This is a genomic window from Fibrella aquatilis, from assembly GCF_017353255.1.
In the GTDB taxonomy this organism is placed as follows: domain Bacteria; phylum Bacteroidota; class Bacteroidia; order Cytophagales; family Spirosomataceae; genus Fibrella; species Fibrella aquatilis.
In genome coordinates, this window is sequence record NZ_JAFMYU010000003.1 from 301,086 (window position 1) to 316,455 (window position 15,370).

The following is a 15,370-nucleotide window of genomic DNA, read 5'->3' on the forward strand; positions in this document are numbered from 1 at the left end:
TGGGCTTTGCCAGACAAAACGTCTTTCAGTTGACGAGTAGCAGCTTTGTCTGTTAATAACTTCTGAGCTAATTCACTGATTGGCGGTATCATGCTGATTGGTAATTATGCTCGAAATTGATTCATTCTCTTGGTAACAACAAGCGTTTGCTAACAAAAGTTGATCCGGTATTTCCCTTGACCTGGTACCGTTGCTTGTTTAGATAAGCGCCAGCAACCAACAATCGTTACACCAGCTTTTCCAAATCCATCGGCAGCCGCCGTTGCCGTTTGCCGGTGGCCATGAAGATGGCGTTGGCGAGGGCGGGGGCTACGGGGGGCAGACCAGGTTCGCCCACACCTTTGATAACGGGGCCGCCTTCGGTCAGGATGTGTACCTCCACCACGGGCATCTCGTTAATGCGCAACATGAGGTTGGTGTCGAAGTTGGTTTGCTGGGCGGCACCGTGTTGGAACGTAATGCCCGGCTTGGTGGCCGCAGTGAGGGCCATAGCAATGGCACCTTCGGTTTGTGCCCGCACCATGTCGGGGTTCACCATCGTGCCCAGATCGATGACGCAAATCACCTTCTCTACCTTCACCGAGCCATCTTTTCGGGTCGATACTTCTACCACGTGCCCGGCCAGGCCAGCGAAAAACTCCCACTGCGCCACGCCGCGGCCCCAGCCCGCCCGCAGGGGTTTGTCCCAGTTCGAGACCTCGCGGAGCTTGGTCAGCACCCGTTTGGTATCTGATGCCTTGGTCATCATGGCCAGGCGGTAGTCGAGTGGGTCTTTTCCGGCTTTGTGGGCCATTTCGTCGATGAAGCACTCGTGGGCAAACGCCAGCGTGGTGCTCGTCACGGCCCGCCAGTAGCCGGTGGGTACGGGCAGTTCGGCAAAGACGAAGCGATTGTCTACGTTCGGAATCTCGTATTTCTGTTCGCTGATGCCCTCGGTCATGGTTTTGTCTACCGTTCCGGCTTTGAGCGGGGTGCCCAGCGTGGCCTCAATAGAGGGCGAAATAACCTTGTGCTGAAACGCCAGCGGCATACCATCAGCACCGAGGCCGGCGCGGAAGGCCGAGAACGTCATGGGCCGGAAGGGGCCAAGCTGTGTGTCGTCCTCGCGGGTCCAGATCACTTTCACGGGCTTGCCCACCTCCTTGGCGATATGGGCGGCTTCGAGCACAAAGTCCTGAAACAACCGCCGACCAAAGCCACCGCCGTTGAAGGTGATGTTGACTTTCACGTCGTCGGCCTTGAGCTTGAACTCCTGCACCATGTTTTCTTTGATGATGGTGGCCCCCTGCGACGACGCCCAGATTTCGACCGACGTGGGTGAGGCCCAGTGCACCACGCAGTTCATGGGTTCCATGGGCGAGTGGCTCACGATGGGCGTTTCGTAGAACGCGTCCAGCTTCGTGGGGGCGTCGGCCAGGGCTTTGGTGAAATCACCGGCGGCATGGTCTACTACGCCGTCCTGCCTGGCCAGCTCGTGCAACTGCTGTTCGTAGGCCGGGGTGTTGAACTGGTCCAACCCCTGATGATCCCAGGTCACGGCCAGCGCCCGGCGACCTTTTAGGGCGGCCCAATAGGTATCGGCCACCACGGCTACGCCCTCGTACCGGTTCTTCTCAAGCACACGATTGGCTTTCAGGACGTGCTTAACGCCCTTCACCTGCTTGGTTTTGGTATCGTCGAAACGAACCACCTTGCTGCCAGTAACGGGGCTGCGTTCCACTGATGCATACAGCATACCCGGCACCTTCACGTCGATACCAAACACGGCCCTGCCCGACGATTTGGCGGGTACTTCGGGCCGCATCGTGGCCTTACCCAGGATCGTGAAGTCTTTGGCATCTTTGAGTTTCGGGCTTTTTGGCGTGGGTAGTTTCGATGCTGTCTCCACTAGCTCACCAAAGCCAACGCTACGGTTCGAGGCTTTGTGGTGTACGCGGGCATCGGCCACGGTGCATTCGTCGGCGGGCACGTTCCACTGCTGGCTGGCGGCGGTCACGAGCAGCTCCCGCGCCGACGCCCCCACCTGGCGCAGGGTCATGTAGTTGCCCCGCACCGACGCACTACCCCCCGACACCTGGCCCCCGAAGGCTTTTTCGCCCCCGGTTTGCAAAATCGTCACCTTGTCGAGCGACAGCCCCAGTTCCTCGGCCATGAGCGCGGGGATAGACTGGTGGGTGCCCTGCCCCATATCGGGCTGAGAGTTCATGAGCGTCACTTTGCCCGTTTTGTCGATGATGATGTAGGGCGTTAATGCCGTGCCGGTGGGGGCCGCGTTGATGTTGAGCAGACGGCTCACCGGCCCGCCCATTACCTCGGCACTGCCCGACGACACGCCCACGACGAGCGCCGCGCCCGTGAGGCCCAGCATCTTCAAAAAATCGCGGCGGTTGGCCGACAGGGTATCGTTCGTGTTCATCGCTTGCCCACTTTAGCACCGTTTCTGGGTAATTTATTCGTCGTGCTGATCTCTGCCGAAGCCGTGTGGATGGCTTCCCGAATGCGCGTGTACGTGCCACAGCGGCAGATATTCCCCTGCATGGCATTGTCAATATCGGTATCGGTTGGCTTGGGGTTGGTCTTGAGCAACGCCACCGCGCTCATGATCTGGCCCGACTGGCAATAGCCGCACTGTGGCACCTGATGCTGAATCCACGCCTTCTGCACGGGGTGATCGGCGTTTTTGGAAAGGCCTTCGATGGTGGTAATCTTCTGCCCGCTCACCGCCGACACTGGTACACTGCACGACCTCACCGGCGATCCGTCGAGGTGGACGGTACACGCGCCACACTGGGCAATGCCACAGCCGAATTTGGTGCCGGTAAGGCCCACCACGTCGCGGATAGCCCACAGCAGGGGCATATCAGGCTCCACGTCGAGGGCGTGCGGCTGGTTATTGATCGTGAGTTTGATCGTAGCCATTGGAGAGGTTTATAGAGTATATGCGAAGGTAAGGAAAAGTAGTAGCAGTAGGCAGGACTGACGCAGGCATAGCTTCGCGCATCGTGCCCTTCGACTACGCGTCTCGGACAGGCTCAGGGTGACAACGACCTTGAAGCAATTCAAGAGATTTTTTTTATTGGACTGTCACCCTGAGCTTGTCGAAGGGCCATGCGTCAGCAATACGCTCATTTATGATCCATAACTCACGTTTCATTGGCACAAAATATAGGCTAATTTGGCTTTTCTAAATGAAGCGCCCACAGCCAGATGTGGAACATACGTTTGATTTTGACGCACATTTCCACCGCCTTAAACATGCTAGTGGGGATGAGTTTATGACGATTTGGAAACAATTTCACACGTAACCAAATGGGTCAGTAAAGGACTCCCTGCTACATGCTCAAACTGACTACTCAGCTAACAAAAACTTATCTAAAAAAGCTAGGCCAGTTTCCATATCGCTTATAAGTTCAATTATGGCTTAGTACCGTTGCTGAAATAACTTCCCCAAGGTAAATACTTTACGAGAGCATACTCTGCCTCATCTTTAGCTCTCAGATCAGCCCACTCTGTAGACTCAATTACATCCTTATATTTCTCCAGATCACTCTCTTTAGATGCAACAATCCAGCGTCGAGAGTAAAGTGCCATTACTTTGTTTATAGCATCTACGAATTCGGGCTTTATACCCATGTGGAGTATCGTTGAGTTAGCTGCATTTTTAAATGCTAGTACAATCTTGTTGGTCAGTACGATGAACGAAACGTCGTCATCGTCAAATAGTCTGTGTATTAATGGGTGATCGCAATAGATGAAGTGGTGATCATCATCCGATGTCATGACGGTGAACTCTATTCCCACATAACTGTTAACTTCCTCTGAGATCGTATTGATAATATTTTCAAGCGCAAGTACCTTATCGTCTCTTTCAGGCTTGCCGCTGATGTTTTCTTTAAGTTCTGGGTTTTCTTTTATGAACCTAAGATAGATATCAAATCTGTGTTTTGATGAATAATCCAAAACAAAAATGGCCGTTAAAATCTTTGCTAGATGAGTTCGATCTTTGGCAATATTATTTATATTCTTGCTTATAAGTTTATCTATAAATGGGGCGATTGTATCCTCAAGACCACTTTTCCATAATTCCATATCTACGTTTCGTATACCATCTATTGTTGGTACATATAGATCAGATGAAATTGCAAATGAAAAGGCACTTTTACCCTTAGAAGATGAGAAATATTGCTTGCCTTTGATTATGTCATAAACAAATACTCCTTCACGCTCATCCTTTGTTATGACCCAGTGCTTTAGAACGGCTTTAGGTATTGTATGGTTTTTCTTGTATTCCATTGTTATTGTTTAGTTATAAATTTAGCTAATTCAACAGTTTTTGTTTCATGCTGAAGCCCGTTTCTTGAATCAGCGTTTGATTGACACATACAGTTTCTGCCGCCATTTGTCTGCCATTTTTTCGGAAATGCCAACAAAAACGCCTGACAATACTTGATTATCAGGCGTTTGCACGCTGGAGACGCAGGGATTTGAACCCTGGTCCAGTCAAGGAAAACGTCGCGCTTTCTACATGCTTAGTGGTGATTTGGATTGTCGGGTGGAAGACTGGCTCACCACTGGCCTATCCGACACCGTATACTGCTCAGATTATGAATAGACAAAGGCATCTGCGATTGCCTGCTTCACAGAATAGATGCCATTCTCAAGCCCAGAAATACTGGCATACTTGTCGCTAGTTGCCAGAATGCTTCCACTCCTGTCTTTTAGCACAAAATAGTGAAATTCTTCAGCATCCGTTTTTTTGTCATACAGGAATGTATCTGTAGGAAGATGAAGGAGAGAGTCCAGGGCCTGATCGCAGTCCTGTTTCGTTTCGTAAAGCTTACTTGTCAAAATCACTTCTCCATTGTGTGCCAGAAGGCTGAATGAGTAACCTCCCCCAGCTTTGATTAGTCTAAACCGATTCATCGTGTTTGCGTTGATGTTTGACGAAGATGACCATTTACCTCATTAACAAATTTATCGATCTCATTGATCCAGCTTTTTACCTTGATTAAGCTGATTGATTTATACGCATGATTGCCGCTACCTATGCGTCTGCTGCCATCCCTGTCAGCACGATGCACAATATTGTGTCGGCGCTTTATCATTTCGTCTAAAAGTGGGAAACAGTCTCTCATCGGTTCCGTTACCTCTACGCCAATACTCCTCATGGCCGAGACGATATCAGTCGTATTGTTGAAACTCATCATGCCCAGGTATTCGACTATTGACGCCTCAATGACCTCGTCGACTGTTTTTCCTCTATACGCAACCAGATCACCGAGTTTAAATTTAGTCTCTCTGTTTCCTGTTAACGACATACCGACCAACGGCACCTGATTCAATTTAGTGCTGTCTGCCATAGATGGTAATTTCCACATCAATACGCTTCTGAGGTAATCTTCAAGCGTAGAATGGGCCAAAACAGTAGTTGATCTTAACAGATCGAGGTGGTAGCTACTTTTTCTGCCCCGGCCAGTTGTCAGCGTACTGTACAGAGCCATCAAATTTCTCAACCTCAAAAAATTTTTGTCGAAATAGTAGACGATGTCGTCAAGCATTGTTCAATCGGGCGTGCTGGTAAAGGCCATGCAGAAAAAGCTGGTTAGCAGGTAATTATAAGAAAATTGAGGCGAAACGCAAAAGCCCCCACTCATCCGAGTGGGGGCTTTTGCCATTTTGGGTGGAGACGCAGGGATTTGAACCCTGGTCCAGTCAAGGAAAACGTCGCGCTTTCTACATGCTTAGTGGTGATTTGGATTGTCGGGTGGAAGACTGGCTCACCACTGGCCTATCCGACACCGTACATTGTTTTGTCTCGCCTCTTGTTACAATGATTATCGAAGCCAGCGCAGCGGGTCGACGCCTCCTGATCCACTCAGCGGCGCAGAGAGTGGGGAGACGATGGCATTTGCTTAACCCTCCGGGTTAGGCAGCCATGGCGTAGTTATATTCGCCAGTTATTGTTTTGACGATTTGTTTGGGCGGGAAATACCGTCAACTCCCGGCATGCTTACACGCGCCTTCGGCAAGCTGTCAATTCCAGTCGCCCCCGGGTAATGTGCTTAAATAACCTGGATGTAGGGTTCAAAGTTCAAGGTCTAAAGTCTAAAGTTGCTTCGCGCTGGCGTATTGCTGACGCACGGCCCCTCGACTGCGCTCGGGGTGACAATCAGCTTGAATCAACTCTTTGAGATTGCTCTACTCACCTGTCACCCCGAGCGCAGTCGAGGGGCCAGGCGTCAGCAATACGCCACCAGCGCCAGCCAACTTTAGACCTTAGACCTTGAACTTTAAACTTAAAACTCCCAGCGGTAGCTCAACACCGGAATGATGCCCAGCTGGTATTGGGGGACTATTTTGCGCTGGAAGGCGTCATAGTAGCTGTAGGCCTGATTATGGGTGTCGGTCACGTTTTGCAGGTCGAGGGCCAGCATCCGGCTATAGTGGGGGTTGCTCTTGCGCCAGTAGATACGCAGGTCGGCGCGGGCGTAGGCGGCCAGGCGGTTGGTATAGGCGTAGCCCACGTAATAGGTTGAGGTTTGTCCCTGCGAGGCCGTCACGTCGATGGTGCGGTCGAGGAAACCCCCGGCGTAGGTGAGACGGGCGTTGAGGCCCCAGGTCTGTATTCGTTTTCGGGCCTTGCCCGTGGTGGCGGGCGTGGCGGCGGTGGTCCATTCGCGGCCCACGGTGGCGTTGGTGGCGTAGCGCCCGTTGAAGCGCGACTCGCGCCAGGTGCCGTCTAGGGTGCGGTACTCGGCGTTATAGAGCGACCCCGTCAGGAGCCAGTAAAGCTGTTTGGTGAGGTACTGCTGGAAGGTGATCTCCAGCCCCATGTTCCGGCCACTGCCGCCGTTGACCAGCCGCAAGGGCCGTTCCACAAACTCGGTGGTTTCAGACAGGTTCAGGGCCGAAAAAGCCCCCGTAACGCTGTTGTTCACCAACGCCACCGGCACGTCGAACAGGTATTGGTAGTAGGCCTCGGCTTTCAGGTAGGCCGACGGGGTAAGCTGATGCGTGTAGCCCAGCACCAGGTGATGCGCTTTGGTCAGGCCTAGGCCCGTGTTGTCAATGATCGATGCCGACGTGGGCGGCAACTGGGCCAGATACACACCCGGCTGCTGAAGCTGAGAGTGCAGCCCGTAGGCCAGTGAAATTGTCCGCCCCGGCCGCACGTCATACCGGGCCGAGAGGCGAGGTTCAAGTAGCTGACTACGAGCATTATAGCTAAATGTCGTGTAGTGCAGCCCAGCCTGAATAAACCAGGCGGGGCTGGGTTGCCACTGGAGGTTTGCATACGGCTCCACCAGCCAGCCCGTCACCGTGCCGTCTACCACGTCGGGGGGCAAGATGGCCCCGGTGTCGGCGGGGAGTCGCTGGGCGGTCAGGTTCTGCTGCACCCGCGTTAGGTAGGCCCCCGCCTGAAGGGTCGTTTTGCCCGACAGGCGCACCCCCAGCGAACTCGTCAGCGTGGCCCGGACGTTGGTGCTCTGGTCAACCTGGGTGGCAATGCCATTGGGCGGAAAACCAACCGGCAACTGGGCAAATTCCTGGTAGCGGCTGCTTTGATTGCCCGACACCACCAGCGCCGACCGCCACGTAACGCGCGCGCCCAATGGCCGCACATAGGTAAGCCCGCCCGCGCCCATCTGCGACCGGAACCGAATGTTATACAAGTCTTTAGCCGACACCTGATCGCTCTTGGGCAGGGCCGTGAACACGTTGCCGCTGTTGCCGGTTACGCCAAAAATCTTTAGCAGGCCCCGTCCGTGCGTGGGTAGGGTCAGGCTGACCGACAAATCCTGAAACCGGATGGCCTCGCCGCCAAACGTGACGCCCAGTAGCCCCAGCAGGCCCGTAAACGAATACCGGTAGTTGACCAGGTACGACCGCCCGCTGCCGGGTACGCCCATGGGGCCTTCGGCGGCGATGTCGAGGCCAATGAGGCCCGCCTGCACAATGCGCTCGTGGCGCTCGTCGTTGCCGCTCCGCAGGTTCATGTCCATCACGCCCCCCACCGTGTTGCCGTAGGCAGGGCCAAACGCACCCGTCAGAAACCGCGTGGTGCCCAGCAGCTGCGCGCTCAGGATGTTCACCCCACCACCCGACGCCGTAGGCCGGTCGCCGAGGGTGCCAGCGTTGCCCAGGTGGTTGGGGTTCACGATCTCCACGCCCTCCAGCCGCCAGATCAGCGCGTTGGGCGTGTTGCCCCGAATGGCAATGTTGTTGGCCTGGTCGTTGGTGTTCACCACGCCCGCGTAGGCCGTAGCGAGTCGGGCTGGGTCGAGGTAGGTGGCGGGGTAGCGCAGGATCTGTTCGGGCGTAATGGTCTGGGCGCTGGTGAGGTTGGCGTCGGGGCGCTGGCCTTTCACCACGGTTTCAGGCAGGGTGCGTGCGCCCGCCCGCAGGCCCACGTCCAGCACCTGCTCCCGCCCCGATTCCACCAGCACTTCGGCGGTGGTTTGCGGGTCGTAGCCCAGGTAGCGAACCGTAAGCGTATAGCGACCAACGGGCACGTCGGGCAAACGAAAAACGCCGCTCGAGTCGGTGTAGGCCACCAGCAACGACGGTGCGCCGAGGGCTACGCTGGCACCTCCCAATGGCCTGTCGGTGCTGGCGTCATACACCCGCCCGCGCACCACCTGGCCAAGGGGTTTTGGTTGTGCAACAAGCTGATAATGACCTGCCAATAAATAAAAACAGGCGAAAACAAACGGCAGACGGTGAATCATTCGGGCCAGTTTACGAACTTGCTTAAACCTTACTAAACAACGGTTGTTACCCATGTCTATAGGGGTAACTATTTTTTGCGCATAGGTTTCCACTTGTTTATCCATAAGGCCATGACGCTGACGCCGTTTGAAACCAGCCTGTACCGGCAGTTAGCCCGGTTTTTCAACGAAAATGGTTTCGCCCTGCTACCCGAAAAGAAGCAATTCCGAAAAAATACCGAGACGGGTTTCCATAACGTCATTCTGTCGCCGTCCTACTATGGCAACACAACGCTGCTCGATGTGAATTTCGGATGCCGCAATGATCAGGTCGAACAGATTGCCCAACAATTTCTGCCTACCCTCACCGATTTCCGGCCCGATGCCAACACGCTGCTGATGTCGGTCAATAAATACCAGCAGGCCGCCACACCTCGTTTCAGCATCCATACCGATAGTGAACTGGAGCACGTTTGCGACACGATCATGGCGTTTTTCGTGGAAACCGGCTTCGATACCCTCGCCAACAGTATATCGCTGAAACGTCTCGACGTGATTTTCAACAGCGAACCCGCCAAGCCCTGTGCCTTTGTCTACAACCAGACGTTTCGCTGCTACAAGGGTCTGACCGTGGCGAGCCTGACCCACAATCCGCACTTTCTGGGCCTGATCGACCTTTACCGCCATCAGCTCACCCGCCAGTCGAACAACGCCTACGAAGCCATGAACTTCGACCGGCTGGTGTCCTATTTGCAGCACTATTCGGCAAACTAGGAAGAGAGTTTAGAGTTTGCTGTTTAGAATCTTCAGTTATGGGTTAGCCAGCGCCTTGTCCCGTAGGGACGTAACAGGCTACCGACGCTGCGCTGTTACGTCCCTACAGGACAAGGCGCTGGCTAACCCATAACTGAAAACTATTTTTTTACAAACGCCGCCATCACATCGACCACGCCGGGGATGATGGTGAGTTTGGCGTTTTTGTAGGTGGCCAGATTGGCCATGCGGTCGGCGGGGGCTTCTTTCAGGATGTGGCTCATGGTGTCGAAAAAGGTTAGCTGAGCGTCGGGGCGGGCTTTTTTGAGCAGTTCGGCTTCCGATACGGCCACCTGTATGTCGCGTTTTCCCTGAATGATCAGTACCGGCCCTGTGAAGGTTTGTAGCTCAACGGCGGGGTCGTAGTGCATCCAGTTGATGATGTATTTCTGCTGCGACGGCGGCACGGGCATCAGGGGTAAGATCCTGACCGTATACCCCGCCTTCAACGAGTCGATACCGGCCACCGACTTATCGACCAACATGGGTGCCGCCCCCGACGCGCGGAACTGCGTTTTAATTACTTCGGCGATGTTTTGCCCCGCCCCGGCAATGGAAATAAACGCATTGGCCTTGGTTTGTCTGGCCGCCAGCATCCCCACCAGCGAGCCTTCGCTATGCCCGGCCACCACCACCCGCGAAAACCGTTTGTCGGTCTGAAGCTGACGGATAAATCCGGCGGCATCGGCCACGGCATCGTCGAACGTAGATGCTTCGAGCTGTTTAAACTGGTTGATAAACGCAGCCCGGTTGGTGCCCGTCCCCCGCTTGTCGTACCGAAACACGGCCACCCCCTGTGCCGCTAGTTTGTCGGCCAGTTGCCGGAACGTGTTGATCGAATCATAGCCGGGTATGGCGCTGTTGCTGTTGCGGTCGGTGGGGCCGGAGCCGGCAATGAGCAGCACCACCGGCACCTTCTTTTTGGCGTTTTGGGGCATGGTCAGGGTGCCTTCCAGCGTGAGGGTGGCGCTGGCCGGGCTGGTAATGGCATAGCGGAGGGTCTCTTCGGCAGGCGTTTGCGCCGGGGCATGTGTGGCCGCCAGCAGCACCACCAACAGGACCGCTAACCCCTTGCGAAACAGGGAATAGGAATACCCGAACGGCACCACCACCAGGATGGCTACGATGGTCATGAATACCGGAAATTTCCAGGCGTCGGGCAGGATGAGCATGGCCACAAAAGCCAGTAGCCCACCCGCCAGCCAGAGCCGCCCGCCCAGGCGGTGCGTCTTGCGCCAGTTGGCTTCGCTGGCCAATGCCCAGGGCGTTTTTATGCCTACAAAGTAGTTTTGCGGCACCGTGACCATCACATTACCCAATGCCGCCAACAGCAACGAAACTGTGGCCAGTAGGAGTGTATTCAGGCTGCTGCCGGTCAATTTGGTATGCGCCAAATACACCAATATCAGGCCAAGCGCTGACAGAAAAATGCTGATTGTCAGTCGGATACGTTCGTAACCGGCACCGCCTAGTTTCTTAATAGGGTCAATACGCGGCAACAGTCGAAGCAGGGCATAGGTCAGTAGCGAGAGAGCCGCGATGAGGATCAAAAAACCAGTTTTGGAGGAATAACCGTCTGGCTGGCCACTGGTGTCGAAATGGGTAGGTACCTGCTGGGGGAGGGTATTCCAGACCAGGGCAAGGTACACTAAGGGGACCAAAGACAAGCCCATTAACAGGGCTTCACGCGAACGCAGAGAGGTTGACATGATACTAGTGACGAGAAGGATGAAAGGGATGAATAGCAGCAAACGAAACGACCGTTGCATTAAGGCTGGGGCGGGTCGACGGGTGGCGAACTGTTGTGAACGGCTGATCCCTTGAAACTCATAAGCCACGATAACATCTCGTCCAACACGGTGGTGTTCAACGTGTAGCGAATAAACTGCCCTTCCTTTACTGAATCAACCAGGCCCGCCTGCCGGAGCAGATCGAGGTGGTGCGAGATGCTGGGTTTGGTCATGGCAAACTGATCGGCAATCTCACCGGCGGTCAGGTCACCGGCCCGAAGCAGGTCCAGCATCTGTCGGCGGGTGGGGTCGTTCAGGGCTTTGAAAAGCATGTTCATGGCGGGAGAAGCATTAGATAATTAGACAAATGTCTAAATAACAGCTTTGGTTAGTTCATTTATTATATGGACGGTCGTCAGGCCTGTCGGATAGTCTATTTCTGTTCTTTCAGGATCACGCTAAGGTTGCCACTCCCTTCTAGAAAACACCGTTTCACGTCTTCGACCGATTCAACGCTTTGTTGCCGCAGTAATCCCATAAACTCGTCTTCGGTGATGAGCTGCTTCTTTAAATTTTGCCGTTGCAGCACCCCGTCCTTGATTAGCAATACGGGGTCTGGGTTGCCGAGGCGGTCGAAAAATACGGAACGGTAGCCCAGCCAATTGATGCTGTAATCCCAGGCTACCAGAGTGCCCACCAACGCAACACCTTCTGTAACAGATTCGTACGACCCCGCCATGGCATTCTGCGAGGCATCGGAAATCAGCGTAATCAGCAGAATATCGGTCACGTTGAGCTGACCACTGCTGCGTCTGAAAAAGCGGAGAAAGAGAAACACAAACCAGTAAGTAAGCGAACCCCGGATGATGATTTCCAGGATAGAACTGCTGGGGATAAACATGGTCCGCCAGTCAACGTCGAATAGTTTTTCCATTGGTAGAGTGCGTTTAGTAGAGGATGCCGGATGTAAAGTATCACAACGCATTCGCCAACTTTGCGGCTTTACTTTCTTAGCCAGCAGTCAATCATGCCCGTTTTACCCGTCAACAAACAACATCAGGCCGCATTTCAACAGGTAATCGACCAAAAAACCAAGCCGCTGGGTGCGCTGGGTGCCCTGGAGGCCCTGGCTCTGCAAGTGGCTCTGATTCAACAGACCGACACCCCCCAACTCACCAAACCGCACGTGGCGGTCTTTGCCGCCGACCACGGCCTTACTGCCGAGGGCGTAAGCGCTTACCCTGCCGACGTAACCTACCAGATGGTAGAGAATTTCAGGGCAGGGGGCGCGGCTATCAACGTTTTTTGCCGCCAGAACGGCCTGCAACTGGTGGTCTGTGATGTGGGGGTGCGGGGTATTTTTGAGGAAAATACCCCTGATTTTGTGAAATTTAAAGTGGCCCACGGTACCCAAAATATGCGCCACCAACCCGCCATGACCACCGACGAAGCCGAAGCCGCCATGGACGCCGGTCGGCTGGTGGTCGACGGGTTGCATCACCGGGGCTGCAACATACTGGGCTTCGGCGAAATGGGCATTGGCAACACATCGTCGGCGTCATTGCTTATGCACCGACTGCTGCAACTGCCTCTCGATCAGTGCGTTGGGCGGGGCACAGGCCTCACCGACGACCAACTGATTCATAAGCTGGCCATCCTGACCGACGTGGCCCGGCGGTATGAATCGCTTACCCAACCGATGGACCTGCTGGCGGCTATGGGTGGTTTTGAGTTGGCGGCCATTGCCGGTGGCATGCTCCGCGCCGCCGAATATGGTATGGTGATCCTCGTTGACGGGTTTATTGCCACGGCGGCTCTGCTGGTGGCTCACGCGCTTGAACCCGCCGTGCTGAATTATTGCGTGTTCACTCACCAGTCAGACGAGGCGGGTCACCGGCTTATGCTGGCCCACCTGAACGCCCGCCCCCTGCTGAGCCTGGGCTTGCGCCTTGGCGAAGGCACTGGCTGCGCCCTGGCCTACCCACTGGTGCAGGCGGCCGTAGCCATGCTCAACCAAATGGCCTCCTTCGCCAGCGCGGGAGTTTCGGTGAAAGAGTGAATGGTGAAAGAGTGAAAGAGTGACTGACCGGACCACACTCTTTCACTCTTTCACCATTCACTCTTTCACCCTTTTCCTCTAGTTTCGTGCTAAGAAACCGCCACCCAAATTGCCATGACCGATCAGACAAATTTGCCCGAAGAACCAACCGCTCAGCTACCTGCTGACCAAGCGCTGGAGGCTGCTTTGGCAGAGAAAAAGACTAAGAAAGAAAAGAAGGAAAAGAAGAAGAAAAAAAAGGCCAGTAAAGGCGTCGAGACGATGTTTCGGACCACGCTGGGCAACCATTTGCGCCTCAGCGAGATGGCCGACCAGAAAGCCAACCTGATGATCACTATCAATACGCTGCTAATCTCGATCACGATTTCTTCGTTCCTGCGTCCGGTGGCCGGTGCCGATGGGTTGCTGATCCCCGAAATCCTATTGCTGATCGTGAGCCTGATCACGGTGGTCATTTCCATTTTCGCCACCAAGCCCAGTTTTTCGCTCCGTAAAAACGTGATGCCCCGGATTCACCCGCCTATTGATCTGCTCTTCTTTGGCGACTATACGCAGTTGTCGGCGGCACAATACCGTGAGCAGCTTCAGCAGTTGATTGCTAACGAAGAGGGGTTGTATAACAGCATGATCGACAATATTTACGCGCAGGGGCTGGTGCTGAGTAAGAAATACCGCCTGCTTACCGTGGCCTACAACTTCTTTATGGTGGGCTTTTCGGTGGTAGTGCTCAGCAGCCTGGTTATGCTCGTTGCCCGCCGCTGATATAATTCATCAGTTGTTATTCATACCCCGAACCTGAATGCTCCGGTCGAGGTCGCTCTGGAAGGCGGCGCGGGCCTTTTCGGGGTTATCAATTGTCTTGTAAAAAGCATCGAGGTAATAGATGGTGTCCCGTATGTAGCTTGGGCTGAGGCGCTTTTCGTTCTGATAGAAAGCGTAGAAGGTAGGCTTTAGCGCTCGAAAACGGGCAAAAACCCGGTTGAGCATCGCCTGCGGATAAGCCGGGCCCCGGTAGAGCCGTTCGCGGACCGATTCAATGGACAACTGCTCGGCGGGTTTGGCGTAGCGGGCATCTACCAACCCCGCATGATCGAAATCATAGGGAACAGCCAGGGGCCGGGGCATGGTAGAATCGAGCACCATCTTGATATTGTGCCGATACACCACCGACCAGTCGGTGTTACCAATCATGTATTCAAACACCGAAATTGTAGCCATGTTGAGGCTATCTACAAACGCTGACTTCACCCGGTTTTTATAAACGGCCACGTTGTTTCGGCTGGCCACGTCGTCTTCATCTTCCAGCAAAATGCCCAGGTGCGTTTCGGGTTTGCGTTTTCCCGCTGAATCGAGGTAGGTGACCTGTGCCAGCCGGGCTTTAAAGCTCAGGTCGGTCAGTTGGTTATAGAGTCTGTAGACCAGGTATTCGCGCAAGACGTATTCGTCTTCGCGGCAGTGTGTTACCAGCTTCAGCTTATTCTGTTTGGCAAACAGCGTGCCTTTAACTGCTTTTTTGGGAAAATCGACGTACAGTGGTGGAAACACGCAGTTGGCTGCGTCGCGCCGGAAATTGCCTCGCACTACCAGATCGAGCGGCAGGGCCACTATTGAGTCGCTGGGGGTAGCGGAGTAAGTCAGTCGGGCGGGGTGACGCGTAACCGGGGCTTTGGGGGAGGGTTTGGTGCGGTCGCGGACAATGCGCTGCATCTGCGCCGACAGCGTAAACGAAAGCGGCTCATCAGCCGCAAATAAGGGCCGAACGGTAGCTACACCCGTTGCCTTAGCCTTCTTTTTGGCCCCTGTTTGTTTCGTCGTGGTGGTATCGGTTTGGGCAAAGGCCATAGTAATGCCCAGCGTCATGGCAACAAGCATGACGACGGCCACCGGGTAACGGAAGAAAGCAGAGTAGATCACGGCAGATTAGTTGAAGAGTTAGTGGTCATTGGTCATTGGCTGCGCGGTCATTTGGTAGTCATTCAATAGTCATTCGTCGTCTTTACAGCGAATGACCGCGCAGCCAATGACCATTCTATGGCTAAAAATAAGCCTGTAGCTGCAAC

At 54.5% G+C, this 15,370-nt stretch carries 13 protein-coding genes, 1 tRNA gene and 1 other RNA gene; 3 read left to right on the plus strand and 12 right to left on the minus strand.

Annotated elements, in window-relative coordinates; all coding sequences use genetic code 11:
* Positions 1-226: 226 nt before the first annotated feature.
* The 8 genes from J2I48_RS05630 to J2I48_RS05665 form a co-directional block, all read right to left on the minus strand.
* A complete protein-coding gene (locus J2I48_RS05630; RefSeq protein WP_207334427.1) occupies positions 227-2,416 on the minus strand; it encodes a xanthine dehydrogenase family protein molybdopterin-binding subunit in 2,190 nt (729 codons plus the stop codon).
* Positions 2,413-2,919, minus strand: coding sequence for a (2Fe-2S)-binding protein (locus tag J2I48_RS05635; protein WP_207334428.1), 507 nt, complete (start codon positions 2,917-2,919; stop codon positions 2,413-2,415). The genes J2I48_RS05630 and J2I48_RS05635 overlap by 4 nt, the downstream gene beginning before the upstream one ends.
* Positions 2,920-3,414: 495 nt before the next feature.
* A complete protein-coding gene (locus J2I48_RS05640) occupies positions 3,415-4,293 on the minus strand; it encodes a DUF4238 domain-containing protein (protein ID WP_207334429.1) in 879 nt (292 codons plus the stop codon).
* A gap of 176 nt (positions 4,294-4,469) precedes the next feature.
* A tRNA-OTHER gene (locus tag J2I48_RS05645) sits at positions 4,470-4,582 on the minus strand.
* 20 nt (positions 4,583-4,602) lie between these two features.
* Positions 4,603-4,923 carry a YegP family protein gene (locus J2I48_RS05650; protein ID WP_207334430.1) on the minus strand — a complete coding sequence of 107 codons (321 nt, stop codon included), beginning with the start codon at positions 4,921-4,923 and terminating at the stop codon, positions 4,603-4,605.
* Positions 4,920-5,558 (minus strand): HEPN domain-containing protein, encoded by a 639-nt coding sequence (locus tag J2I48_RS05655; RefSeq protein WP_207334431.1) that lies wholly within the window; start codon positions 5,556-5,558, stop codon positions 4,920-4,922. The genes J2I48_RS05650 and J2I48_RS05655 overlap by 4 nt, the downstream gene beginning before the upstream one ends.
* A 120-nt stretch (positions 5,559-5,678) precedes the next feature.
* Positions 5,679-6,051: a transfer-messenger RNA gene (ssrA, locus tag J2I48_RS05660) on the minus strand.
* A gap of 245 nt (positions 6,052-6,296) precedes the next feature.
* The gene (locus J2I48_RS05665; protein WP_207334432.1) at positions 6,297-8,729 is read right to left on the minus strand and encodes a TonB-dependent receptor; all 2,433 of its coding nucleotides are present in this window, start codon (positions 8,727-8,729) and stop codon (positions 6,297-6,299) included.
* 111 nt (positions 8,730-8,840) lie between these two features.
* Between J2I48_RS05665 and J2I48_RS05670 the strand changes: the two genes are divergently transcribed.
* Positions 8,841-9,482 (plus strand): hypothetical protein, encoded by a 642-nt coding sequence (locus J2I48_RS05670; protein ID WP_207334433.1) that lies wholly within the window; start codon positions 8,841-8,843, stop codon positions 9,480-9,482.
* Positions 9,483-9,622: 140 nt separating this feature from the next.
* Here the strand turns inward: J2I48_RS05670 and J2I48_RS05675 are convergent, their stop codons facing one another.
* From J2I48_RS05675 to J2I48_RS05685, 3 genes are all read right to left on the minus strand, one after another.
* Complete coding sequence (locus tag J2I48_RS05675) at positions 9,623-11,230, minus strand: alpha/beta fold hydrolase (RefSeq protein WP_207334434.1); 1,608 nt, start codon at positions 11,228-11,230, stop codon at positions 9,623-9,625.
* Positions 11,231-11,289: 59 nt separating this feature from the next.
* Positions 11,290-11,589: an autorepressor SdpR family transcription factor gene (locus tag J2I48_RS05680; RefSeq protein ID WP_207334435.1), complete on the minus strand. Its 300-nt coding sequence runs from the start codon at positions 11,587-11,589 to the stop codon at positions 11,290-11,292.
* A gap of 95 nt (positions 11,590-11,684) precedes the next feature.
* Positions 11,685-12,185, minus strand: coding sequence for a DUF421 domain-containing protein (locus J2I48_RS05685; RefSeq protein ID WP_207334436.1), 501 nt, complete (start codon positions 12,183-12,185; stop codon positions 11,685-11,687).
* 93 nt (positions 12,186-12,278) lie between these two features.
* Between J2I48_RS05685 and cobT the strand changes: the two genes are divergently transcribed.
* Together cobT and J2I48_RS05695 are read left to right on the plus strand one after the other, a co-directional pair.
* Positions 12,279-13,310 (plus strand): nicotinate-nucleotide--dimethylbenzimidazole phosphoribosyltransferase, encoded by a 1,032-nt coding sequence (gene cobT / locus J2I48_RS05690; RefSeq protein ID WP_207334437.1) that lies wholly within the window; start codon positions 12,279-12,281, stop codon positions 13,308-13,310.
* A gap of 114 nt (positions 13,311-13,424) precedes the next feature.
* Positions 13,425-14,072 carry a Pycsar system effector family protein gene (locus J2I48_RS05695; protein ID WP_207334438.1) on the plus strand — a complete coding sequence of 216 codons (648 nt, stop codon included), beginning with the start codon at positions 13,425-13,427 and terminating at the stop codon, positions 14,070-14,072.
* Positions 14,073-14,081: 9 nt separating this feature from the next.
* Here the strand turns inward: J2I48_RS05695 and J2I48_RS05700 are convergent, their stop codons facing one another.
* On the minus strand, positions 14,082-15,224 hold the full coding sequence (locus J2I48_RS05700; protein ID WP_310587252.1) for a hypothetical protein: 1,143 nt from the start codon (positions 15,222-15,224) through the stop codon (positions 14,082-14,084).
* Between the last annotated feature and the right edge of the window lie 146 nt (positions 15,225-15,370).

Bases quoted from the DNA above. Each gene is read 5' to 3' on its own strand.
- J2I48_RS05695 (WP_207334438.1), top strand. From the start codon at position 13,425: ATGACCGATCAGACAAATTTGCCCGAAGAACCAACCGCTCAGCTACCT.
- J2I48_RS05685 (WP_207334436.1), bottom strand. From the start codon at position 12,185: ATGGAAAAACTATTCGACGTTGACTGGCGGACCATGTTTATCCCCAGC.
- J2I48_RS05665 (WP_207334432.1), bottom strand. From the start codon at position 8,729: ATGATTCACCGTCTGCCGTTTGTTTTCGCCTGTTTTTATTTATTGGCA.
- J2I48_RS05670 (WP_207334433.1), top strand. From the start codon at position 8,841: ATGACGCTGACGCCGTTTGAAACCAGCCTGTACCGGCAGTTAGCCCGG.
- J2I48_RS05650 (WP_207334430.1), bottom strand. From the start codon at position 4,923: ATGAATCGGTTTAGACTAATCAAAGCTGGGGGAGGTTACTCATTCAGC.
- J2I48_RS05675 (WP_207334434.1), bottom strand. From the start codon at position 11,230: ATGTCAACCTCTCTGCGTTCGCGTGAAGCCCTGTTAATGGGCTTGTCT.
- J2I48_RS05630 (WP_207334427.1), bottom strand. From the start codon at position 2,416: ATGAACACGAACGATACCCTGTCGGCCAACCGCCGCGATTTTTTGAAG.
- J2I48_RS05655 (WP_207334431.1), bottom strand. From the start codon at position 5,558: ATGCTTGACGACATCGTCTACTATTTCGACAAAAATTTTTTGAGGTTG.
- J2I48_RS05640 (WP_207334429.1), bottom strand. From the start codon at position 4,293: ATGGAATACAAGAAAAACCATACAATACCTAAAGCCGTTCTAAAGCAC.
- J2I48_RS05680 (WP_207334435.1), bottom strand. From the start codon at position 11,589: ATGAACATGCTTTTCAAAGCCCTGAACGACCCCACCCGCCGACAGATG.
- cobT (WP_207334437.1), top strand. From the start codon at position 12,279: ATGCCCGTTTTACCCGTCAACAAACAACATCAGGCCGCATTTCAACAG.
- J2I48_RS05635 (WP_207334428.1), bottom strand. From the start codon at position 2,919: ATGGCTACGATCAAACTCACGATCAATAACCAGCCGCACGCCCTCGAC.